At 69.8% G+C, this 21,922-nt stretch carries 22 protein-coding genes; 5 read left to right on the top strand and 17 right to left on the bottom strand.

The window, feature by feature from the left end:
* Window positions 1-73 precede the first annotated feature (73 nt).
* Together NV348_RS08000 and NV348_RS07995 are read left to right on the top strand one after the other, a co-directional pair.
* Window positions 74-1,609 carry an amidase family protein gene (locus tag NV348_RS08000; RefSeq protein ID WP_447146442.1) on the top strand — a complete coding sequence of 512 codons (1,536 nt, stop codon included), beginning with the start codon at window positions 74-76 and terminating at the stop codon, window positions 1,607-1,609.
* 206 nt (window positions 1,610-1,815) lie between these two features.
* Complete coding sequence (locus NV348_RS07995; protein WP_447150976.1) at window positions 1,816-3,105, top strand: phthiocerol/phthiodiolone dimycocerosyl transferase family protein; 1,290 nt, start codon at window positions 1,816-1,818, stop codon at window positions 3,103-3,105.
* A gap of 267 nt (window positions 3,106-3,372) precedes the next feature.
* Here the strand turns inward: NV348_RS07995 and NV348_RS07990 are convergent, their stop codons facing one another.
* The 6 genes from NV348_RS07990 to NV348_RS07965 all read right to left on the bottom strand — a co-directional run bounded on the left by NV348_RS07990 (window position 3,373) and on the right by NV348_RS07965 (window position 9,039).
* Window positions 3,373-4,899 (bottom strand): class I adenylate-forming enzyme family protein, encoded by a 1,527-nt coding sequence (locus tag NV348_RS07990; protein ID WP_447146441.1) that lies wholly within the window; start codon window positions 4,897-4,899, stop codon window positions 3,373-3,375.
* A complete protein-coding gene (locus NV348_RS07985; RefSeq protein ID WP_447146440.1) occupies window positions 4,896-5,651 on the bottom strand; it encodes a glycosyltransferase in 756 nt (251 codons plus the stop codon). The genes NV348_RS07990 and NV348_RS07985 overlap by 4 nt, the downstream gene beginning before the upstream one ends.
* On the bottom strand, window positions 5,648-6,667 hold the full coding sequence (locus NV348_RS07980) for an NAD-dependent epimerase/dehydratase family protein (protein WP_447146439.1): 1,020 nt from the start codon (window positions 6,665-6,667) through the stop codon (window positions 5,648-5,650). Before NV348_RS07980 ends, NV348_RS07985 begins: the two co-directional genes overlap by 4 nt.
* Window positions 6,668-6,748: 81 nt before the next feature.
* Window positions 6,749-7,072: a hypothetical protein gene (locus NV348_RS07975; protein WP_447146438.1), complete on the bottom strand. Its 324-nt coding sequence runs from the start codon at window positions 7,070-7,072 to the stop codon at window positions 6,749-6,751.
* Between the two features lie 50 nt (window positions 7,073-7,122).
* Window positions 7,123-7,989: a hypothetical protein gene (locus NV348_RS07970; RefSeq protein WP_447146437.1), complete on the bottom strand. Its 867-nt coding sequence runs from the start codon at window positions 7,987-7,989 to the stop codon at window positions 7,123-7,125.
* Window positions 7,990-7,995: 6 nt separating this feature from the next.
* Window positions 7,996-9,039: a 3-oxoacyl-ACP synthase III family protein gene (locus tag NV348_RS07965; RefSeq protein ID WP_447146436.1), complete on the bottom strand. Its 1,044-nt coding sequence runs from the start codon at window positions 9,037-9,039 to the stop codon at window positions 7,996-7,998.
* 112 nt (window positions 9,040-9,151) lie between these two features.
* Here NV348_RS07965 and NV348_RS07960 point away from each other — a divergent pair, with 112 nt between their 5' ends.
* A complete protein-coding gene (locus NV348_RS07960) occupies window positions 9,152-10,363 on the top strand; it encodes a cytochrome P450 (protein WP_447146435.1) in 1,212 nt (403 codons plus the stop codon).
* Window positions 10,364-10,412: 49 nt separating this feature from the next.
* Here the strand turns inward: NV348_RS07960 and NV348_RS07955 are convergent, their stop codons facing one another.
* The 4 genes from NV348_RS07955 to NV348_RS07940 form a co-directional block, all read right to left on the bottom strand.
* Window positions 10,413-11,126 carry a DUF8020 domain-containing protein gene (locus NV348_RS07955; protein ID WP_447146434.1) on the bottom strand — a complete coding sequence of 238 codons (714 nt, stop codon included), beginning with the start codon at window positions 11,124-11,126 and terminating at the stop codon, window positions 10,413-10,415.
* A 212-nt stretch (window positions 11,127-11,338) separates the two neighbouring features.
* Window positions 11,339-12,859 carry a decaprenylphosphoryl-beta-D-ribose oxidase gene (gene dprE1 / locus NV348_RS07950; RefSeq protein WP_447150975.1) on the bottom strand — a complete coding sequence of 507 codons (1,521 nt, stop codon included), beginning with the start codon at window positions 12,857-12,859 and terminating at the stop codon, window positions 11,339-11,341.
* Complete coding sequence (locus NV348_RS07945; RefSeq protein WP_447146433.1) at window positions 12,789-13,256, bottom strand: nucleotidyl transferase AbiEii/AbiGii toxin family protein; 468 nt, start codon at window positions 13,254-13,256, stop codon at window positions 12,789-12,791. Before NV348_RS07945 ends, dprE1 begins: the two co-directional genes overlap by 71 nt.
* Window positions 13,243-13,893: a type IV toxin-antitoxin system AbiEi family antitoxin domain-containing protein gene (locus NV348_RS07940; RefSeq protein ID WP_447146432.1), complete on the bottom strand. Its 651-nt coding sequence runs from the start codon at window positions 13,891-13,893 to the stop codon at window positions 13,243-13,245. The genes NV348_RS07945 and NV348_RS07940 overlap by 14 nt, the downstream gene beginning before the upstream one ends.
* A 249-nt stretch (window positions 13,894-14,142) precedes the next feature.
* On the opposite strand from NV348_RS07940, the gene NV348_RS07935 reads away from it, so the two are divergent.
* Window positions 14,143-14,478, top strand: a complete 336-nt coding sequence (locus NV348_RS07935) for an ArsR/SmtB family transcription factor (RefSeq protein WP_447150974.1) — start codon at window positions 14,143-14,145, stop codon at window positions 14,476-14,478.
* Window positions 14,479-14,491: 13 nt separating this feature from the next.
* Here NV348_RS07935 and NV348_RS07930 read toward each other — a convergent pair whose 3' ends face one another.
* The 5 genes from NV348_RS07930 to NV348_RS07910 all read right to left on the bottom strand — a co-directional run bounded on the left by NV348_RS07930 (window position 14,492) and on the right by NV348_RS07910 (window position 18,445).
* Complete coding sequence (locus NV348_RS07930) at window positions 14,492-14,941, bottom strand: hypothetical protein (protein WP_447146431.1); 450 nt, start codon at window positions 14,939-14,941, stop codon at window positions 14,492-14,494.
* A 94-nt stretch (window positions 14,942-15,035) separates the two neighbouring features.
* A complete protein-coding gene (locus NV348_RS07925; protein WP_447146430.1) occupies window positions 15,036-15,482 on the bottom strand; it encodes a MarR family winged helix-turn-helix transcriptional regulator in 447 nt (148 codons plus the stop codon).
* A 62-nt stretch (window positions 15,483-15,544) separates the two neighbouring features.
* On the bottom strand, window positions 15,545-16,915 hold the full coding sequence (locus NV348_RS07920) for an aldehyde dehydrogenase family protein (RefSeq protein ID WP_447146429.1): 1,371 nt from the start codon (window positions 16,913-16,915) through the stop codon (window positions 15,545-15,547).
* Complete coding sequence (locus NV348_RS07915) at window positions 16,915-17,997, bottom strand: AMP-binding protein (RefSeq protein WP_447146428.1); 1,083 nt, start codon at window positions 17,995-17,997, stop codon at window positions 16,915-16,917. The genes NV348_RS07920 and NV348_RS07915 overlap by 1 nt, the downstream gene beginning before the upstream one ends.
* A gap of 130 nt (window positions 17,998-18,127) precedes the next feature.
* Window positions 18,128-18,445 carry a hypothetical protein gene (locus tag NV348_RS07910; protein ID WP_447146427.1) on the bottom strand — a complete coding sequence of 106 codons (318 nt, stop codon included), beginning with the start codon at window positions 18,443-18,445 and terminating at the stop codon, window positions 18,128-18,130.
* A gap of 195 nt (window positions 18,446-18,640) precedes the next feature.
* Here NV348_RS07910 and NV348_RS07905 point away from each other — a divergent pair, with 195 nt between their 5' ends.
* Window positions 18,641-19,510 (top strand): Ig-like domain-containing protein, encoded by an 870-nt coding sequence (locus NV348_RS07905; protein ID WP_447146426.1) that lies wholly within the window; start codon window positions 18,641-18,643, stop codon window positions 19,508-19,510.
* A 27-nt stretch (window positions 19,511-19,537) separates the two neighbouring features.
* Here the strand turns inward: NV348_RS07905 and rsgA are convergent, their stop codons facing one another.
* Window positions 19,538-20,539, bottom strand: a complete 1,002-nt coding sequence (gene rsgA / locus NV348_RS07900; RefSeq protein ID WP_447150973.1) for a ribosome small subunit-dependent GTPase A — start codon at window positions 20,537-20,539, stop codon at window positions 19,538-19,540.
* Window positions 20,536-21,846, bottom strand: a complete 1,311-nt coding sequence (gene aroA / locus NV348_RS07895) for a 3-phosphoshikimate 1-carboxyvinyltransferase (protein ID WP_447146425.1) — start codon at window positions 21,844-21,846, stop codon at window positions 20,536-20,538. Before aroA ends, rsgA begins: the two co-directional genes overlap by 4 nt.
* Window positions 21,847-21,922 lie beyond the last annotated feature (76 nt).

Below are 21,922 nucleotides of genomic sequence, written 5' to 3'. Positions count from 1 at the left end.
CATGCCGTGGGTGGTCGCGGGCGCGATAGCGTGCGAACGTCCGTTCCGTCTACGCACAGGGAGTGCCGCGCCCATGATCACCGCTCTCGCCACGGCACATGCCATCACCGCCGGTGAAACCACCGCGACAGCCGTGAGTGCTTCCGCGATAGATCTTGTGCGGCAGCCTGATTCGGCCTCGGTCCTGGTGACCGTCACCGGTGAACGCGCGGGCCTCCAGGCCGCGGCCAGCGATCGCCGGACCGCTCGTGACCGCCGGCGCAGTGCCCTCGACGGTGTGCCGATCGTGTGGAAGGACCTGTTCGACCTCCAGGGCACCGTCACGACGTGCGGTTCGGCCAGCCACCAGCACGACGAACCCGCCGCCGTCGACAGCCTGCTCGTGCGCCGGGCTCACGATCGGGGCCTGGTCACCGTCGGCAAAACCACCCTCAGCGAGTTCGCCTTCTCCGGTCTCGGCATCAACACCCGCTTCGGCACCCCCACCAACCCCCTGGCTCCCGACCTGATCCCCGGCGGGTCATCGTCCGGATCAGCCGTCGCGGTCGCCCGCGGCCTGGTTCCCCTGGCGGTCGGTACCGATACCTCCGGTTCCGTGCGCATCCCCGCCGCCCTGTGCGGCATCGTCGGATTCCGCGCCAGCCCAGGACGATACGGCCCGCACGACTTCGCACCGCTGTCGCCGACCCTGGACAGCATCGGCCTCTTCGCCACGACCGTCACCGACATCGCCGCCCTCGACGAACTGCTGCTGCCGCGTGGTTTCGCGCCCTCCGCCGGATTCGCGCCAGCGCCGTTGTTCGGGCCCGCGCCGCACGCCGGGTCTGCGTCGCACGCCGGCGCCGGGTCTGCGTCGTCCGGCGGGTCTGCGTCGTCCGGCGGGTCCGCGTTGTCCGGCGGGCAACGGCTCGGGGGCCGGGCGCCGGACCTGGCGCGACGCGCCGGACCGCGGTTCGACCGGCTCGGCACGACCGGTGGGTTCAACGCCGCGCGCCCGCTGCCACCGCGGTTCGTCGTCCCGACCGGCGAATGGACCGAGGACGTCGCGTCACCGATCGCCGACGACTTCGCCCACACCGTCGCGCAGTTGCGTGCCGCGGGCGCGACCATCGAGGCACGCGGACTCCCGTCACTCGCCACCGCCCAGCGACTGCTGGACGACCACGGAACGATCGTCGGTGCCGAGGCCTATCGCCTGCACAACCACCGGCTGTGCTCGACGATGCCGATCGAACCGGCCACCCGCCGCCGCCTCGCGGCCAACGCCCACACGGCGACCACCATCGCCCCGGTGTACGCCGCACTGCCCGGCCTGCGTGCCGACTTCGCCGCGGAACTCGGCGACGCGACCCTGCTGTGCCCGACGATCCGCCACCTGCCACCCCGCGTCACCGACCTGCTCGCCGACCCGGACACCTACGACACCACCAACGCGGCCCTCCTGCGCACCACGATGGTCCTCAGCTACCTCGGCAGCTGCGGAATCAGCCTGCCCACACCGCTCGGGCACCCCGGACACTCCGTACTGCTCTCCAGACCCGGCGGCGCGGACAGTGCCCTGCTGGCGGACGCCATGTGGACCGAACGAGCCGTGCACCGGGAGCGCTAGCCAGCCAACTCGCCTGTGGCGCAGTGGGAACCGCTGGGTCGGCAGCTCGCCCAGCGCAGGGGTGTAGGACGGCACCGGTCCGACGGAGGTCCGGCACACCGGGAACGTGGGGATTCGAGCCGGGGCGCGGGTGCGGCCGTACTCTCGAACGGGTGCGTGTAGGCGGTCCGCGTGTGGGTCCGGGTGAGCGGAGGAGGACGGGCGTGATGGTGCGCGACGGCGAGATCGATCGCCCGCTGTCGCCGTCGGAGCGCTGGTTCTGGCTGATTGACCAGCTGTCCCCGGCCAATTGCGTGGTCCGGCTACGGGTGCGCGGGCCGATCGGCGCGTATCGCCTGGAGGAGGCCGCGGCGGCGGTGGTCGCCGAGTTCCCGTTGCTGCGGGTGGTTGTCGCGGCGGGGCCCCGGTTCGTGCCCGCCGCCGATCCGCATCTGCCGGTCCTGCATCGCATCGTCGGCGATCCGGACGAGTGGCGCGCTGTGTTCGACGAGCAGCTCGCCACCCCGGTCGACCTCGCGACCGCGCCGGGCAGGCTCATCGATCTGGCCTGGCGCCCAGGCACTTCCGACGAGCTGCACGACCTGATCCTGGTCTTCTCGCACGTGCTGATCGACGGCCGCTCGATGGCCTCGCTCGGCTCGCGCATCCTCGCCGTCGCCTTCGGCGCGCCCGTCGGCGACACCCTCCGGCCCTCGATCCCGGCCGCCGACGACTTGATCCCACCCGTGCACACCGGCCTGCTCCGCTGCCTGCGCACGAACCTCTCCGGCCAGCTCACCGCGACCTTCCGGCGCGCCGTCGGTCTCCCCGGCACCCCGCCGCCATTATCGATCCGGCGCACCCGCACCGTGCTCCGCGCCGTCGAGGGCGACGAGCTCGCCGCGCTGCGGGCCCGCTGTCATCGCGCGGGAGTCACCGTCAATGCCGCGCTGACCGCCGCCCTCGCCCAAGCGCTGGGCGAGCTGAACCGCCCCCGCGGATCCGGCGTCGCCGCGATCGGCATCCCGGTCGACCTACGGTCGCGCCTGCGCCCACCGCCCGCCGACGACGAGCCGGGCATGTTCACCGCCGTGGTCCCCACCTTCGTCCCCTTCGGCCCGGCCGACTCCCTCTGGGACGCGGCCCGCACCGCCAAATCCCAACTGGCCCAACGTCTCAGCCGCCACGCCGACCTCACCGCACTGGCCGCCATCCGCTACGGCTGCCCACAGTCCCTCGAATCCGGCAGACGCGCGGTCGAACTCGTCGACCGCCGCGCCCCCTGGAACGTCACGCTGAGCAACCTCGGCCACCTCACCACCCCCGAAACCCCGGAGCCCCTCCCCATCACGGCCCTCACCGTCGCGGGCACCAACTCCTGCGCCAGCGCCCTCACCGTCGCCGTCGCCACCCTGCACACCACGATGTCGATCACCTTCTGCTACGTCGACACCATGCTCCCGCGCCCCACCATCGAATCCCTGGCCGACCACACCCTCGCCGCCTTGACGCGCTGACGCGGCGAACGCGGCTCACACGGGGTTGGCGTTGAGCTCGGCGGACCGGATCGTGGAGCGGCGGACTCACTCACGACCGGGGATCTCCTGGTCGATCATCGCGTCGAGGTCGGCTCGCCACTGGTTGTAGTCGATGTGCGGGAGCCGAGCGCTGGTGCGGGCGAGTGCGGCGACAGGCACGAATGTCCGTCGGACCAGCGGTTCGAGCTTGGCGACCGGATTGCGGGTGATGATGAAGCTCTCATCTGCTACGGCGTGTACGGAATGCTACAAGGTGCCGCCGAGGTGGGCGCGTAGCTGTTCGCGGAGGGCGGCGCGGTCTGGTTTGTTGGTGCGGCCGCTGACCGGGATCTTGTCGACGATCACGATGTCGTCGGGGACTGCCGTGGTGTCGATGATCTGGGGTAGGCGTTTGCGGAGCAGGGTCGCGATATCGCCCGCGTCCGGGGCGGAGACGACGGCGAGCACGATGCGTTCGTCGCCGACTTCGTCGGGCAGGCCGACCATGATCGCCTCGCGGACCCCGGCGATCGCGGTGATCACCGGCTCGTACAGGCCGGGGTAGATATTGGTCTTGCCGCGGATCATCATGTCCTTCTTGCGGCCGGTGAGCACGAGCTGCTCGCCGTCCCAGCGAGCCAGGTCCCCGGTGGGCACCTCGGTCAGCGGCTCGGCGCCGAGGTAGCCGCGGCACAGGTTCGGTCCGGCGAGGATCAGTTCGCCGTCCGCGGCGATCCGCGCCCGCACCCCGGGCACGGGGGCGCCGAGCAGGTCGCCCTCGTGGGCGAGCTTGGCGACATCGTTGGTGACGGCGACCGGCAGGATCTCCGTCATTCCGTAGATCGCGAGAAACTCGGTGCTGGGCAACGACTTCCGCGCCCGCCGCAGCAGCGCCGACGTGACGGGCGCCCCGCCGAGGGCGACCTGGCGCAGATTCGTCGGCGCGGTGATCTCGCCGGCTTCGAGCGCGTCGAGCGCGACAGCCAGATCGGCGGGGGTGTAGAAGGCGTGGGTGGCGCTGCGCAGCTGATGGGTGAACCGCACCGGGTCGATGTGGGTGCCGAACCGCGGATACGGCGGCATCGCCCAGCGCGCGCCCGCCATCAGCGCGGGCAGCCCCATCATCAGCTGTTCGGTATGCAGGAACGCGCCGGGGGCCAGGCTGGTCCGCCCACCCATCGCGGCCAGCCCGGCGCCGAGCGAAGCACGGCTATGCACAACGGCTTTCGGGTCGTCGGTGGTACCGGAGGTGAACACGATCAAAGCCGCCGCCTCGGGGTCGGCGGGCACCGTCGCCCGCCCGGCCGCCTTACCGGTGAAGCGGCGCAAGGGAATCGAGCCAGCAGGCACTCCGGGCAGCCATGCGCCGCTGTGAATGTGCCGCACGTCCAGCGCGCCGAATCGCGGCAGGCTAAGTCCCCGCTTGCGGCCGAAGCCCGCGAGCGGCCCGCTCACCGCGTACAGCAGTGATTCGGTGGCCGCCCAGGTGGGTTCGACCAGTGCCACCCGCTGGGCGAACAGCTCGGGCCCGATGCCCGGGTCGACGAACACGATGGTGCCGCCCGCCGCGATCGCCCCGAAGATCAAGGTCACCGAGGCCACGCTCGGGCGGATCGAGAACAGCATCCGATCGCCGGGCTCGAACCCGGTCGCACCCAGATTGGTCGCGACGCGATCGATGGTGTCGACGAGTTCGCGATAGGTCAGCGCGCGCTGTCCGACCGTGCCGAGGGCCGAGGCATCGGGAATGCGATCGGCCTGCATGGCCAGGTGGGCGAGGAAATCGGCGGTCATCGGATATCGACGATGTCGGGCCGGTAGCGGTGATCGGCGTACCAGGCCAGCGTCTTGCGGATGCCCCACGCGCGCACCCGCCGGTTCGAGCCGTACACCCGCACGTCACGGCGCAGTCCGTACTCGGTGGTGATGGTGCGCACCGCGTTGACCAGCGCCCGGTCCTCGTGCAGGTCCTCGATGGCGGTGCGCGGGAATCCGCCTGCGGCCGTGTACAACTCGGCCGTGATCGCCATATTGCATCCGGGCGTCATCACATACGGGCCGAGATACTTCGGATCGCGATTGCCCGAGCGCACCTTCCCGAAGGCCGACGCCACCTCCAGCGCGACCCGGATGATCGTGCGGTCCCGCCACGACACCCCTTCGTCGGTCCGGGGAATCAGCTGCCCGCTGATCAGCCGCAACCCGGCGTCGAACCCGGCGTCGATCCGCTGGGTCCAGTCGGGCGCGGGCAGGCAGTCGGCATCGGTGCGGGCGAGCCGGGTCGCGCCCTGGGCGATCGCGTACCGCATTCCGGTGTCGGCGGCGGCGCCGGTGCCCTTCTGTGTCTCGCTGATCACCTCGATCGCGGGTACCGGATGCGTGGCGGCGAAGGCCCGCACGATGTCGGCGGTGCCGTCGCTCGAATTGTTGTCGACCACGACCACGCGGAAGTCGGTATCACGTTGCGCGGCAATGGCGGTCAGGGTCGCGCCGATCCCACGCGCTTCGTCGAAGGCGGGAATCACCACCCACAGTCCGCCGCTCACAGCTGCGCCACCAGCCGGTCGAGACCACCGATCTCGGTGACCCACGCGTGGAAGCGATCCAGCCCTTCGTCGAACGGCACGGTCGGCCGGAAGCCGAGCTCGCGTTCGGCGCGGGTGAGGTCATAGGTCGCTGACCGGGTCACCAGCGCGACCGCGTAGCGCGACAGCGGGGGAGTCCACCGCTGCGCGACCGCCGGAATCCGCCACACCGTCTCGATCGCCGCCAGCGCGCCACCGAGTACCGGCGCGGGCACGACGACGCTCGGCGCCGCCAACCCGAACCGCCGCGCCACCGCGGCCATCGTCGGCCACACCGGCACCGGCTCGGCATCGGCGACGAAATAGGCACGCCCACCGATATTCTCGGCTTCCAGCGCCAGCTCCACCGCCCGCACCAGATGGTCGATGTAGCACAGCGACGCGCGCACATCCCGGCCGCCGGACAGGTCGGGCAGGCGTCCCGCCCGCAACTTCGCCAGGATCTGCACGATCGGCCCACGTCGATCGCCCGGGCCCCACACGGCCCGTGGCCGCAGCGAGCACGTCGTGAAGGTCGGCGTATCGGCCGCCAGCACCAGCTGTTCGGCCACCGCCTTGGTCTCGCAGTAGCTGTTGAGGAATCGCGCTGGATACGGCACCGTCTCGTCGATTCCCAGCTGATCACCGCCGTCGGGCGCCATCAGCGAGCTGGGACTGCCGAGGAACACGAAGCGCTCGACTCCGGCCGCGGCGGCCTCCTGCATCAGCCGGTCCGTCCCGGCGACATTCACCGCGAAGAATTCCGCGGGCCGCCCGAACTCCCCGAGCAGCGCCGCGGCGTGCACGACGGCCTTCGCCCCGGTGACGGCACGGGCCAGCGCCGCCGCGTCCGCGAGATCGGCCACCGCCACCTCGGCGCCTGCCGGGGCGCTCGCGGGGTCGCGCACCATCGCCCTGACCGGCACGCCCCGCGCCAGCAGGCCGCGCACGATCGCCCCGCCGACGAACCCGCTCGCTCCCGTCACCAGCACAGTCATCGCGTCACCCTACGGCGCGGACGCGGCGTGGCCGCCGGGGCGTACCGGTTCCGGCGGTCGCTCGCCGCTGCCAACGGCGGCTCACCGATCGGCCTCACCCAGCGTCTTCCACCAGGTCGCGCCGAGCAGCATCGTCATCGCGGCGGCCCGGCCCGGCCCGATCCCGTGCTCGGCGGCCGCCCGCCGCGCGGCCGGGATCTGGGCGAGGTGCGCGCCGACGCTGAGCGCCAGGTCGATCCAGAACGCCAGCTTCGCCAGGCGGGACCGGAACGGCCGCACGATCCCGAGGACCAGGTAGGCCCACCCGAGCACCGGGACCGCCCGCAAGGCGAACACGGTCCCTCTGCTCGGGGCGCTCGCCGTCGCCGCGCGATGGCGCGCCTGAGTCTGCTGCGGTGCCGTCACCGTCCACCTCTCCGTGTTCCTGTTCGCTGTCGACGCGGCGTGCGTGGTCATCACCGCACCCCCGGCCCTCGGTAGGTCACCGCTGCGGCGGTGGGCCCGCCGTCGGCGGCCACGAACAGCAGCGGCCGATCGGTGAGCCCGGCCGCGCGCGCCGCCACGTAGGCGGCCGTGAGCGCGGAAGTGTGCGCGTCACCGGCGAAGTCGTCGGTCACCACGGCGCCGACGCCCAGTTCGGCGGCCAGCTCCGCGGCGAATTCGGGGGTCGGCCTGCCGCACACGAGGACCGCCCGCGCGGTGTCGATGTCGTCGGCCGCCAGCGCTTCCCGAGCCGCGGCAGCCGCGTGCTCGACGAGTTCGGCTGTGCCGGTACCGAGTTCGACGGTCAGGGCCGAGCGCCCGGTGGCACCCATGGCCGACAGCGTCACGTAGCCCTGCGGATCGGGCAGCGCGTCACCGGCGCTCACGTGCACGCCGCCGAAACCGGTGGCGGCGGGGGAATTCTCGAGCACCAGCGCCGCTCCGACCGGCTCGAACGGGAAGTCCGCGTCGGCCCGCATCGACGGATGCGCGTCACCGGAGACGACGACCACGTGCCCGGCGGGCAGATCGGCCAGCAGTGACGCGGCCACGCCGACCGCGTTGACCAGGCCGCAGGCGCCGTTCATCAGATCGAACGACAGGCAGGGCACATCACCCGGCCGGTACTCCAGGCCGATGCCCGCCGCCTGCTGGATGAGTGCGGCCACCGCGGGCTCGACGAGGTTCGCGTCGCGGTAGACCCCGACGTTGATGAGCGCGTCGACCTGTTCCGGCGGACAACCCGCTCCGGTCAGCGCGGCTCGCGCGGCGGCGGCCGCCTGACCCACCGAGCTGACGCCACCGGTCTGTGTGACGGCCGAAGAAATGATGATTCCCATACTGTCCTATACCCGCAGATCGCCGATTGTCACCGACAAGAACCCGGCGACCACCCCGGAAGCGGCAGGCACCAGCAGCACTTTGGACCCCGGTGCGATCAGGCCCTGCCGCAGCGCGTCGTGCAGCACCACGAAATGCGAGGTCGACGCGGTGTTGCCGTAGCGGTCCAGCACCGCCAGCTTCGGCGGCATCGGGGAGTCGAACTCGCGCTCGGCGATCTTGTCGATCAATTCCACGGCGGGACCGCTGAATTGATGATGGATCAGATAGTCGTAGCCCTCGGCCGCGAAGTCGGAATCGCGGGCGGCGAGGAATTCGCGCTGCCGCGAGGTCCACAGCAGATACCGGGACTCGTTGTGCATCGCGCGATTGTCGGTGTAGAGCGCGACGCCGGGGCCCTGATCGCTCGGCATGCCGAGGCACAGTTTCGCGAAGGCGGCGCTGGTGTTGAGCTCCACGTAGTCCAGGCCGGGGCCGTCGGTGGCGTCGAGGACCACGGCCGCGCCCGCGTCACCGACGGTCAGCGAGGCGAACTGCGGGTCGTACTTCTGCGATATCTCGCGCACCGCGGTGTCGGCGATCGGGGTGATGCACTCGCCGGAGACCACCAGACCCCTGCGGACGGCGCCGGAGCGAATCATCCTGTCCAGCAACAGGACTCCGGTCATCATCCCCGCGCACGCGTTGGACACGTCGAAGTGGATCGCCCGATTCGCGCCGAGAGCGGTGCGCAGCATCAGCGCGAACGACGGCTCGAGGCAGAAATCCTCGCCGCGGGTGCGGGTGATCGAGCAGGAGATGATCACATCCAGCTCGGCCGCCGCGTAGCGGGAGTTCGCGAGCGCGCCGCGCGCGGCGGCGAGGGCGATGCTGAACGAATCCTCCGGCCTGCCCTCGGCATCGACGCCGCGCACCCGCCGCGCCGCCACCCCGCTGACCTTCTCCAGATCCAGCGGCGCGTCGATGGACAGCCGGCTCATCAGCTCCGCCGTGGTCACCTCGCGGGTGGGCAGATACGCGCCGACGGCCTCGATTGTGGATTTCACCATGTGTTTGTTCACTTCCGAATATCGCGCGATGCGCAGTCCTCCATCAGCGCATCTCGCCGATCCTAGTCACAGACCTTCACTATTCGGTCACGCTCAACTAGATTGTGCCGGGGTGTGGAGTGCTGCCCGACGTCATGAACTCACCCTACTCGCCGCAGGTCAGCCCTGGTTGCCTGGCGTGCTGCTGCTGGGCCGGGTCGCGCGCCCGATGCGCAAGGTCCCCAAACTCGGCTGGTTCGTTGCCGATCCGCTGGTCGCGCGCCAGATCTACAACGACAGCACCCACTTCAGCATCGTCTCCGAGGGCGCCGCCGGGCACTGGTGGGCACAGGTCATCGGTGACTGGGTCGAGGACCTGTTCGAAGGCCCCGGCCACACCGAGCTGCGGACCAAGGTCCGAGACCTGTTCACCCTCACCCACACCGATGCGCTCGTGCACCGCGTCATCGGCCCTGACCTGCGGGAACTGCGGGATCTGCTGGCGGAGGGCGAGACCGTCGACATCGCAGCGCGCGCCCAGATCCTGGTCGGGCGCAGCGTGTCCGACCTGGTCGGCATGCGTCCCGAGGACATCGCCGCGGCCATCGGCGGCGACCCCACCGACGACCTGGACGCGCTGTTCCTGCGGCTGTTCCACCATGTGGAGGAGCTGGTCAACCTCGGTTTCGGCACCATGGCCTCGACGACGCTCGACCCGGTCGCGGTGGCCCGCGCGAAGGAGCTGGCCGGGCGGCTGGCTGTCAATGTCCCTACCGCCTACGAGCGCGCCGATCCCGACACCACCCTGGGGCGCTGCCGCGAACTCGGCCTCGACGTCGAGCACGCGGCCGGGCTGGCCATCCTGATGGCGGTGGCGGGCACCGACACCCTGGCCAGCGCGATGACCAGGATGGTCGCGATCATGCACGACACCGGCGAGCACCGGGCGCTGCTCGCCGCGCCCGAGCGGCTGCCCGACGCGGTGCGCGAGACGCTGCGGGTGACCAGCCCGGCGTATCTGGTCGGGCGCTCGGTCACCGCCGACGTGCGCGTCGCGGACCGCGACCTGCGGGCGGGCGAGCACGTCAAGATCCTCACCTGGACCATCAACAACGCGGTCGGCGAGTTCAGCGTGCACCGCGACTACGTGCCCGAGACCCGGCAGCTCTGGTTCGGCGGCGGCCGTCATCTGTGCCTGGGCGCCCAGCTCGTCCACTCCGAGCTGACCGCGCTGCTCGAGGCGCTGACCGCGGCGGGCAGGCCGTGGGAGATCGTCGAACGCCGCTACCGGCGCAAGGTCTTCATTCCCACCTACGAGACCCTGCGCATCCGGCTCACGGACTGAGGACACGACGATGGCCCCGTCCGGTCGGACGGGGCCATCGTCGTGTCGACTACTGGTTTTCCGGGGCGTTGATCCGGTTGTTGAAGCCGATGCCGATCGCGATCGCGGCGGGCACGCCGGTGATCACCAGACCGGCCGCGGCGCCCAGCGGGATGCCGACCGCGCCACCGGCGAGGCAACCGGCGACGCCGGTCGCGCCGCCGAGAGCGAGCACCGGGATGCCGAGGAGCAGGCCACCGGCGGCGCCGATCGCGCAGCCCGCGACGCCGCCGACGAGCGTGCCGACCAGGGTGCCGATGGCGGTGATGATGCCGAACTGCGTGGCGGCGGCGCTCACCGCGTCATCGAAGGCGTCCTGGCGGACGACGTCCTCGAGCAGCGTGGACGGGCGGGCCGAGGCCGCCTCGGTGCGCGGGGTGAGCACGGCGCGAGTGCCATCGATGGCGGCGTCGATCGGGTACTCGAGATCGTTGAGCGTGTAGGCGAGCGGGAACCCGACCACGACATTGCCCTGCTCGTCGCGGACCTGGAACTGGCCGTTCTCGCTGGCGAGCGAGCCGGCGTCGGTCTCGACGACGACCGAGTCGCCCTCGATGCCGGTCTTCCAGTTGATGCCGGGCAGCACCTGGTTCACGCCCTGGCTCACACCGTCGAGGAAGGCGGGAATCGGCGCCGGAGCCGGAGCGGCGTGCGAGGTGCCGGTGGCGATACCGAGCGCGGCGATGACAAGTGCGGAGGTTGCGGCAACCTTGCTGAGCTTCATGAATGCAGTCTTTCCCTCAATGGCAATGCTCCCGGGGGAGCGCAGGCCCTCGATCGAGCACCCATGATCAAGTGTCCAACTCAATGTTGCTGAGATGTAACTTAAAATGTCATAAGAACTCAAAACGGACAGTGATCTGCGCCATTTCGTTCGAATGTCATTTGCCGCGTGGAGCTTTCATCCCGGAATTCGCCGTCGTGATCTGAAACACGTCAATGTCGTACGTGGTCCGCCGCCGGGACGAGCCGGAGCCGCCGCGAGAGATCCGACGCGAAGACCTGCCCAGGATCGACCTGGTCTCGCACCCGCCGCCATTCGTCCAGCCGGGGATACATCGCCGCGATCGTCTCCGGCGCGGTCCGCGAGTCCTTGGCGAAGTACAGCCGCCCACCCGCCACCAGCACCCGTTCGTCGAGCTCACGGCAGAAGCGGTCGAGACCGCCGGTGATGGGGAAGTCCAAGCTCAGCATGTATCCGGGGTGCGGCCAGGACAGCGGCGCCGGGTTGCTCGGGCCCATCCGCTTGAACACGTTGAGGAACGAGTGGTGCCCCGACTCGGCGATGGCCTGTACCGCGCGGGCGAGGTGCTGCTCGGCGCCGAACGGCATCGAGAACTGGTACTGCAGGAACCCGCGCCTGCCATAGGCGCGATTCCACTCACCCAGCAGGTCCAGCGGGTGATAGAACTGCGTCAGATTCTGGATCCGGCCGCGCGCCCGCCGCGGGAACATACGATGCGCCGCCTCGGCCGCGATACGCGTCGTCACGCTGTTCACCATCCCGTTCGGAAAGATATCGGGCACGGTGAACAATTGCGGCGCATCGAAGGTCAGCGGTTTGCTGCGAAGTTTCACCGGCAACTGGTCCACCGTCGCGAGCGAACCTCGGCTGAACCCGGCCCGGCCGAGTTTCGCGCCGGTGGAAATGGTGTCCGGCACCGACATCGAATAGTCGTAGCCGTCGTCGGAACCACCGGTCAGCAGCGTCATCGTCGCGTCGAGATCGCGGGTGCGGTCGTTGTCCACGAAGAAGTACGCGGTCTCGGTGTGCTTCAACCGGATTCGGGCGCCGGTCACGATGCCGGTCAGCCCCATGCCGCCGACGGTCGCCCAGAACAGCTCGGACTCCGCGCCCTCGGGCGTGAGTGTCCGCACCGATCCGTCGGCCGTGAGCAGGTCCAGCGACACCACGTGATTGCCGAAGCTGCCCTGCGAATGATGGTTCTTGCCATGGATATCCGACCCGATGGCCCCGCCGACGGTCACCTGCCGGGTGCCGGGCAGCACCGGAACCCACAGCCCGTAGGGCAGCGCGCGCCGCATCAGGGCATCGAGGCTGACCCCGGCGTCGACGTCGGCGATCCCACTGTCGGGATCGATGCTGTGGATGCGGTCGAGCGCGGTCATGTCGACGACCAGTCCGCCGCCGTTCTGCGCCGGATCGCCGTAGCTACGGCCCAGCCCGCGCGCGATCACCCCGCGCGGGCCCGCCGTACGCACCCGTTCGGCGATCACGCCGATATCGGGTGTGCGCAATACCTCGGCGACGGTCGGCGCGGTGCGTCCCCATCCGCTCAGGCTGCGCCGTTCGGTCTCGGGAATCCCCTGTGTGAAAGTCACGGGAGCACACGGTAAGCCGCGTTGCTGAGGACAGCCTGAGGTGTCAGGGGTGGTCTGGGTGCCGTTTTCTACGGTATGCCGCAGCTGATCGGAATCGGCGGCGTCCGAAGTCATATTTGAATATTCGTGATACGCGCCCACGCATCTCGAACTGACGACAGTGCGGTCTCGGCGCTGATCTGCAGCCGAGTCTGTCCGGCCAACTGCGCGTTCCAGTCGCGCTCGTCCGGTGCTCGATCGAACAACTGCCGGGCAGGGAGGCGGTTGGTCGGACCATACCTTCGGCCGCCAGTGCCGCACGGTTGTCGAGCGCGACCAGGTCGATGTCTTCGCTGAGCCTTCCGCTCGTCAGATGTGTACGAGCAAGCGCAGTTCCACCGATGAAGTGCAACCGTTCGCCGAACCTGCTGCCGATTGCCGCAAGCAGATAGGAGATCAGGTGGTCACGCTCGACCTGCTCCGGCGCGACTCCGAATTGGTCGGCGACACTGTCACGCTCATTGCTTTTCACTCCCCACCCAACCTTCCACCTCTCGGAGCGTCGCGATCCGATGCTGCTCCCTGGCTAGCTGCTCGAGCCTGGCCGGATCGCTTCTGCGGTAGAGCGTCTTGATCGCCGGAAGAACCTCCCTCTCGGCGTTGCCCAGCTCCGGCCGCCGGGCAAGATCGAGTACTGTCTGCTCCGGCGTCGTAACCAGCACCGGGCCCAGCGGGGTTTCAGCACGCTCCGCGTCGAGTGCGTCGGTATCGCGGCGGACGAAACGGACCTGTGCCGCTCGATCGGTCAGTGCGATCGGCCGGTGCTGGCGCGGCACCGCGACAACCGCGGTCGCCAGCGCACGCGGCAGGGCTCCGAGCATGCGAGCCGCGCTGACTCCCATCAGTATGGCGCGACTCGGCCCGTAAATCGACGATGCGATACCCGCGGCTGCTGCCTCCAGGCCAGGCAGCCAGGTTCCGCCGATATGGTCAGGTGGGACGATGACGTAGTAGCCGTGAGCAACGCGGTGCAGCACACCCCGATCGACGAGCCGTGCGATCTCAGGCCGCGGTTGGGCGTAGATGTCGGCCAGATCCTGCGGGCGCAGGGTTCGCAGCGGTGCCCGCCAGAGCTCACTGGGCAGCAGGATGCTGCGATGTTCCGTCATCAGTGCCACCTTTGGGTATGCATCTAGTTGGCCCTTACCCAACGAAATGCATACTACCCGGTGAGTCGATGGCATTGAGGCCTGAGGTAGCCACGGTAAGCCGCGTTGCTGAGGACAGCCTGAGGCGTCAGAGGGCGGTCAGGGTGGTGGCGAGCGCGGAGCCCACCCATCGTCCCAGCGCATGTTTACCTGAACAGATGGGCAGATGATAGCGATGTGATCCAGTCGAGGATTAAGCTGAACGCCGTCATGGGAGAGCCACGCACGCTGGAAGGAACGCCGGTCGAACTCGGCCGGCGCGCGATCGGTGACGTCGAGATCGCCGCCTGGGCTCAGCGATTCGACCTGCTCTCCGACCCGAACCGCCTGGAAATCCTGCTGTGCCTGCACCGCACTCCGGGCATCAGCGTCGGCGAACTGGCCGCCGCCATCGGCCGCACCGAGAACGCGATCTCCCAGGCCCTGCGTGTCCTGCGCCACGAAGGCTGCGTCACCTCCAGCCGCGAAGGCCGCACGGTCACCAACCGCCTGACCGACCCGATCATCCACGAAATCCTGCACACCATCGGCGCCAAACACGCCTGACGGGGACTCACCTTCAGCTCGCGGAGCCGGGGCGGACGATCATGAGGACGACGACCGCCGTCCAGAGCAGGTTGTAGATGCCGGCGAGCATGGACAGCATGCGCAGGCGTTTGCCGTCGTCGGGGGTGTCGAGGGCTTGGCGCTGTAGGGGGTGGATCTGCACGGCGAGCAGGCCGCCCGCGATGGCGGTGGTGATCATGGCGGTGGTGATCCAGATTTCGTTCATCCGGCCCTGGAGGGTGGCCAAGGCGATGCCGATCACCGGCACGATGATCGCGAGTTTGGCGTAGTTGCCGGTGATCCGGTGCAGGGCGACCGCCACCGACCGGCTGCGCACCGAGTCGGGATCGGGCCCGCTCGCCGCGAACGGGGCGTAGCGGGGGAACAGGCTGGTCGCGACCGCCGAGCCCCCGACGAAGACGATGCCCGCGACAACGTGCACGGACAGCAAGAGATGTTCCACCTGTCGACTCCCTCCGACCTTCAATGTGCCTGAAGCTTAGCTCGAGTTTCAACGACATTGAAGGTTGGTGGTGTCACGTCCTGAGAAAGGCTGGTCAGGCGGGCGACGCGCCGGTGAACGCGGCGACGATGGCCGCGCCGACCCGCCGTTGAATCGGGTCGGCATCGGGCCCGAAGAGCTGAGTGTCGACCTGTGTCACCACTTTTCGCGCCTCGCCGAGCAGCCGGGAGCCCGCCTCGGTGAGTTCGATCGCCGAGGCCGATCCGGCGCGTGCGGTGCGGTCCTGCACCAGCCCGGCCGCGACCAGCGACTTCACCGCGGTGTGCACACTCTGCACGCTCGTCCCCGACATCCGCGCCAGCTCGCTGAACGACGCGCCCGGCACGCCGTTGATGTGCCCGAGCAGCCCGAGCCTGGCCACCGTGAGGTCCAGTGGCGCCAGCCCCGCGCTCAGTTCGGCCTCGACCCGGCGCGACAGCGTGATCACCAGGATGGTCGGGCTCGTCGCCGGTGGTCGGGGGTGCGGGTTCTCGGTGGTCACCCGGCCATTTTCCCGCATGCGCCCACGCCCGGCGGTGTCCGGCCGGGCGCGGGCGCGGCGGATCAGATGCCGGAGCGGATCATGCCCTTGCAGCGCATGAGGAATTCGGCCAGGTAGCCGTCGTGCGGGACTCCGGGCCGCAGCCAGGTGGTGGGATTGTCGCCGAGGTAGAGATTGGTGATGGTCGGCTCGTTCAGCAGGGCGTCGACCAGTTCGGCGCGGGTGGTCATCGCCGTCAGGACCAGCGTATCCCGCAGGGGCGCAATGCCGTCCGTGGGTCGCCACGGCCCGACCCAGACGCAGGGGAAGGCCAGCTCGACGCCGAGCTGTGGCGCGGTCGCGGTGTCGACCAGGTGCACGGCCGGGCGCAGCACCGCACCGCCGGAGGGGAGTTCGTCGACGATGGTGCCGCCACCGAGCAGCGGTATCGCGGTGCCCGCGACCTCGTGCAGGTACTCGTCGATCGCGGTCACCGTCGGCACCGGCTGCACGGTGAGGATGGCGTCGGGGTGATCGGCGGGCAGGCTCGGGATGCGGTCGAGGCGCTCGGCCAGCGCGCGGGCCACCGGTTCCGGATCGCCTTCGACCAGTACCGCGGTGGTGCAGGTGCAGGCGGTGCCGCCCAGATGACTCACCGAATCGGCGATCACATCGATCCGCTCCCGCCAGTCCACGTCGGCGGTGATCAGGATCTTCGACCGGCCGGGGCCCTGGGTGAGCACCCGTGAGCTCGCGCCGTACTTGTCGACGACGTCCTGACCGCCGTAGACGATCGCGTAGTCGGCCTCGGCGATGATCACATCGGCGGCCGCGTAGTCGGTGGGCAGCAGGGTGATCGTCTCGGGCGGGAATCCCGCCATGCGCAGCGCGCTCACCAACCGGAACGCGGTGAACGGCTCGCGCGCGGACGGCCGGACGACGACCTTGTAGCCCAGCGCCAGCGCCTCCGGCCAGAGTCCGTGCACCGCGGGGGTATTGCCCGCCGCGTGCACCGCGAAGACATCGCCCTTGCGGACCCACACGCCCGCGCCCTCGCGAGTGCGGTCGTCGGACCATTCGGCGACGGCACCCTGCGGCATCGCCGAAGTCAGTGTGTCGCTCTGTGATCGCAGCACCTCGGCGACCCACTCGACCGACTGGCGCACCACCTGCTGGGGCACGCCCGACACGGTCGAGACGATCCGGAGGTACTCCTCGGGATCGAGCCCGCCGATGGTGGCGGTGGTGAACAGCTCGGCGGCTTTCGCCATCAGCGCGAAGCGTTCGGCGGCCGGGACGGTGGGCGCCGCGCGCATCGCCGCGAGCGCGCGGCGGACGAACAGGGCCGGAACCTGGCCCAGCTCACCGACTTCGGTGCCGTCGAGAGCGGTGATCGGAATGCGCTGCCTGGCGTGATAGGAGCCGGCGGGGCCGAGGGCGTCGATCTCGATCATCAGTACACCCCCTCGATGACGGACTTGTCCGCGAAGGTCCGCACCGGCCGCACATCGGCGACCGCGCAGCCGAGGGTGCCCGGCGCCGGCTCGGCGCGCAGTGCGGTGTCGCGCTCCAGATTGTTCGGCAGCAGCGCGTATTTGGTGAGGTGGTTCATCACGACCTGGCCGCGCTCACCATCTGCGACATCGTCACCGGTGGCCGGATCGACCACCCGGAACGCGATGTAGGGGCTCGGCGTATCGAACACGGCGAGCCCGTCCGCGCGTTCGACATCGCGCTCGCGCGACATGCCGAGGATGGTGGTGCTGCCGTAGAGGCCCTTGAGCGGGATGCCGGGAAAGACCTCCTGGCGCAGGATGTCCCGGGTGTCGGCGTCCATGTGCGCGCCGCTCCAGCACAGGAACTTCACCTGCTTGCGCACCGCGTCGACCAGCTCCTCGCGCCGGGCCAGCCGCTCGAGCAGCGGCGGGGTCGCGATGAGGATGCCGACCGACTGGGTCGTCAGGATGGCGGCGGCCTGGTCGATCAGGTGCTCGGCGTAGCGGTCGGCGCCCTCGGTGTCACCGGAGCCGATCAAGTGTTTGATCCAGCGCGGGTCCAGGTCGACGGTGAACTTCACGCCGTGGTGCCTGCGGGCGCGCCGGGACGCGAACTCCCCGAACATGTGTGGGCCGCTCGGGGCGATGGCGAGGGTATTCGTCGTCCCCAGGCCGGCGTAGTGGTGCTCGTCCCAGGACAGCGCGAACTCCATCCAGCGCTCGAACATGACGAACCGCTTGGGCGCCCCGGTCGTCCCGCCGCTCTCGTAGATCCCCGCGATCTCCCGATCCGCGCCACGCAACCCGCGCGGGATCAGGTCCTCCACCGCGACGTCGCGGAACTCGTCGATCACGTTGGGGAACAGGCGCAGATCGTCGAAGGTCCGCACGTCGGTCAGCGGATCGAAGTCGAGCCCCGCGGCCCGCCGTAACCAGTACGGACTCCCTGTGTCGGCACCGAAATGCCAGCTCATCAAGGCCCGGACGTAGTCGTCGGGATCGACGTCGACAGCGTCCAGATCGAGTATGTCGGAACACATGGCACGGCCTCCGAGGCTCGCAAAAAATGGGCGTTTTGCGAGGTTCATCGTTCCGCCCCGGAAGCCGCGCGAGCCCACGGCGCTGCCCACGTCGATCAGACGATAGGAACGTCCATGGTCCGCCGGTGGGCTAGGCCGGGAGGGCGGGGATCGTGCGGGCGTGGGTGACCTCGGGGGAGACCGTGATGATGTCGCACGCGGCGAGCAGCGGGTGGGGGAGGTCGGAGCCGAGGTGGGTGAGGTCGGGGATGACCACGGCGGCGGCCTCGGTGGTGGTCACCACGTCGAGGAGGCGGCCGAGCGGATCGACGGTGCGGTCGCTGAAGACGACGGTCTTGGTGAAGCGGTAGCCGAGTCGCTCGGCTAGGGAACGGATCTGCGTTTCGTCCCAGGTTTGGGCGACACCCGAGATGTCGCGGCGCAGATAACCGATCGCCGGTGGCTTCATGGGGGAGACGCTACCGGCGCCAGGTGTCGGTTGCCGGGAACGCGAACCAACGTGAGTCGAATTCGCAATCTGAATGAGACTCATTTCGGAATTCGATCCCCGGGGGTACCGCTGCGTGATCTACTGCTCGCCACCCGGGCGATTCATCGCCTCGACGAAGATGTCGAGGGCGCCCGGTGTACGTGGGAGACAACGATGGTGGACAGAAGAGTGCAGCGGGTGGCCGGTTCGATGGCCGCGTTCGCGGTGGCGGCCGGTTTCGCCGTGGCGGCGATGCCCGCGACGGCCTCGGCCGCGCCGGGAACGATCACCTGGAACGACGGGAACAGCAAGTTCACCCGGACGGTGTCCAACACCAACCCGGTCGTCGGCGACACCGTGACCGTGACGACGAAGTTCGAGCGCACCGGCATCCCGGTGGAGTACATCTACAACATCAAGGACCTGCACCCGGCCTGCCTGACCCCGGTCGCGGGCTCGGCGAAGATGGGCGGTGACCAGATCCAGCTCGACACCTCGTCCTCGGACTGGGTGCGCGCCGAATTCGGCATCACCAAGTACCCGGTGTACCCGAACATCGAGCCGAAGTCGCAGACCTTCGAGGTGCAGTACCAGGTGGGCGTGAACTGTGCCCGCGACACCCCGCTGCCGACCTCCATGCACTACGGCGGCTCGCTCGGCGACGGCATCTACCAGGGCAAGGGCCCCACCATCACGGTGTCCAGCGACGCCGTGTCGAGCACCGTGCTCACCGATGTGACCGGCGCGCAGGTCGGCAAGGCCGTCACCCTGGAGGCCACCGTGTCGCCCGCGGCGGCGGGCGGCACCGTCCAGTTCAAGGCGGGCGACAACGTCCTCGGTGACATCCCCGTCGCCGCCAACGGCAAGGCCACGATCGTGTGGACGCCGGGCGCCGCGGGTGCCTACACCATCGGCGCGACATTCTCCGGCCGCAGCGGCGTGGCCAGCTCGTCGACCACCAAGGTGGTCACCGTGGCCGACGTGCCGACCGATCCCGGCCCGGGTGACGGCGGCGGCACCGGCACCGGATCCTTCGGGTTCTGAGCACCCTCCCCGGCACGGAATCGGTTGCTACCAGGTCTCGTTCGAGATCAGCGCGGTCAGCAGCTGACGAATCGCGGCGACCCGCCGCTCCGTGCCGGGGAGCTGGTCCAGCGCGCACTCCGGGTCGGCGGGCGGACCCAGGTGGGTGCAGCCGCGGGGACAGTCCTCGATGGCGTCGGCCAGGTCGGTGAACGAGGCGATGACGTCGTCGGGCGTGATGTGGGCCAGCCCGAACGACCGCACGCCTGGCGTGTCGATCACCCAGCCGCCCTCGGGCAGCGGTAACGCCACCGACTGGGTGGAGGTGTGCTTGCCCTTGCCCACCCCGGACACCTCGCCCACGGCCCGATAGGCATCGGGCACAAGACGATTCACCATCGTCGACTTGCCGACGCCGGAATGCCCGATCAGGGCGGTGAGCCGGTCGTCGAGCAGTTCCAGCACCGGCTCCATCGGATCGTCGATCCCCGCGTAGAGGATCTTCAGGTCCAATCCCTCGAAGGCGGCGGCGAATTCGGACTCCGCGACCAGATCGCGCTTGGTGAGTACCAGGATCGGTTCCAGCCCACCGGCGTACGCGGCCACCATGGCCCGCTCGACGAATCCGGTGCGCGGCGGCGGATCGGCCAGCGCCACCACGATGAACAACTGCTCGGCATTGGCGACGACGATCCGCTCGAACGGATCGGTGTCGTCGGCGGTGCGGCGCAGCACCGTGCTGCGTTCGGCGACCCGCACGATCCTGGCAAGGGTGTCCGGCTTGCCGGTGAGATCGCCGACGACGTCGACCTGGTCGCCGACCACGATCGGCGTGCGGCCCAGTTCCCTGGCCCGCATGGCGACGATGCGCCGGTCGGCGTCACCGTCGAGCACACATCCCCAGCGGCCGCGGTCCACCGCGACCACCATGGCCGCCTCGGCGTCGTTGTGCTCCGGGCGCGTCTTGGTACGCGGACGCGAGGCCTTGCCCGGGCGGACCCGGACATCGGATTCGTCGTAGCTGGCGGCGGAGCGGCCTTGCCGGCTCAGCGCGACGCTCCCTCACCCGATAGGGCGGGGTCGAGCATCCGCTCCCACAGGGTGACGAAGGTCGGCAGCGTCTTGGCCGTGGTCCCGATGTCCTCGATCTCCACGCCGGGCACCCGCAGGCCGAGAATCGCACCGGCGGTGGCCATCCGGTGATCGGCGTAGGAGTGCCACTGCCCGCCGTGCAGCGGGGCGGGCACGATCTCGAGGCCGTCCTCGGTCTCGGTGACATTGCCGCCGAGCCGGTTGATCTCGGTGGACAGCGCCGCGAGCCGGTCGGTTTCGTGGCCGCGCAGGTGCGCGATGCCGCGCAGGTACGAGGGCGAGTCGGCCAGGGCCGCCAGCGCCGCGACGGTCGGGGTGAGTTCGCCGACGTCGTGCAGGTCGATGTCGATGCCTGCCAGGCGGCCGGGGCCGCGCACGGTGAGCACGCCGTCGAAGGTGCGCGCCTCGGCGCCCATCCGGACCAGGATCTCGCGGATCACGTCACCGGGCTGGGTGGTGCCGCGCGGCCACATCGGGATGCTCACCTCGCCGCCGGTGACGGCGGCCGCGGCCAGGAACGGAGTGGCGTTGGACAGATCGGGCTCGATCTCCCAGTCGACCGCGCGGATCGGGCCCGGCTCCACGGTCCAGATCTGCGCGCTGCGCGAATCGGCGGGGGTGTGCACGGTCACGTCGGCGCGGCGCAGCATCTCCACCGTCATCTCGATGTGCGGCATGGACGGCAGCTGCTTGCCGTCGTGGTGGACGGTGATGCCCTCGTCGAACCGGGCCGCCGAGAGCAGCAGGCCGGAGACGAACTGCGAGGAACCCGACGCGTCGATGGTGACCGCGCCACCGCGCAGGCCGCCGGTGCCGTGCACGACGAACGGCAGCGCGTCGCCGTCGACGTCGAGGCCGAGCTTGCGCAGCGCGTCGAGGATGGTGGTCAGCGGGCGGGACTTGGCCTGCTCGTCACCGAAGAAGGCCACGTCGCCGGTCGCCAGCGCGGCGGCGGGCGGCAGGAAGCGCATGATGGTGCCGGCCAGGCCGCAGTCGACGGCGGCGCTGCGCAGCGGTGCCGGGGTGACCTGGAGCGTCTCGGCCTCGCCGAGGATCTCGGTGCCCAGGCCCTGCAGCGCCGTGATCATCAGGTCGGTGTCGCGGCTGCGCAGCGCACCGGTGAGGGTGGACGGCCCATCGGCCAGTGCGGCCAGGATGAGCGCGCGATTGGTGATGGATTTCGAACCGGGCAGGGTCACGGTCGCGTGGACGGGGACCTCGATATGGGGCGCTGGCCAGAAACTCACCCGCCCATCTTCGCGCATATGCGGTCCGGACACACGGGTGGTGTGGAATTCGGCGTGGGGTTCTCGGTTACAGGGCCGAGAACAGCGCCCCCGG

It is taken from the genome of Nocardia fodinahabitans, assembly GCF_052983615.1.
This window is presented reverse-complemented; position numbering and strand designations above follow the sequence as displayed.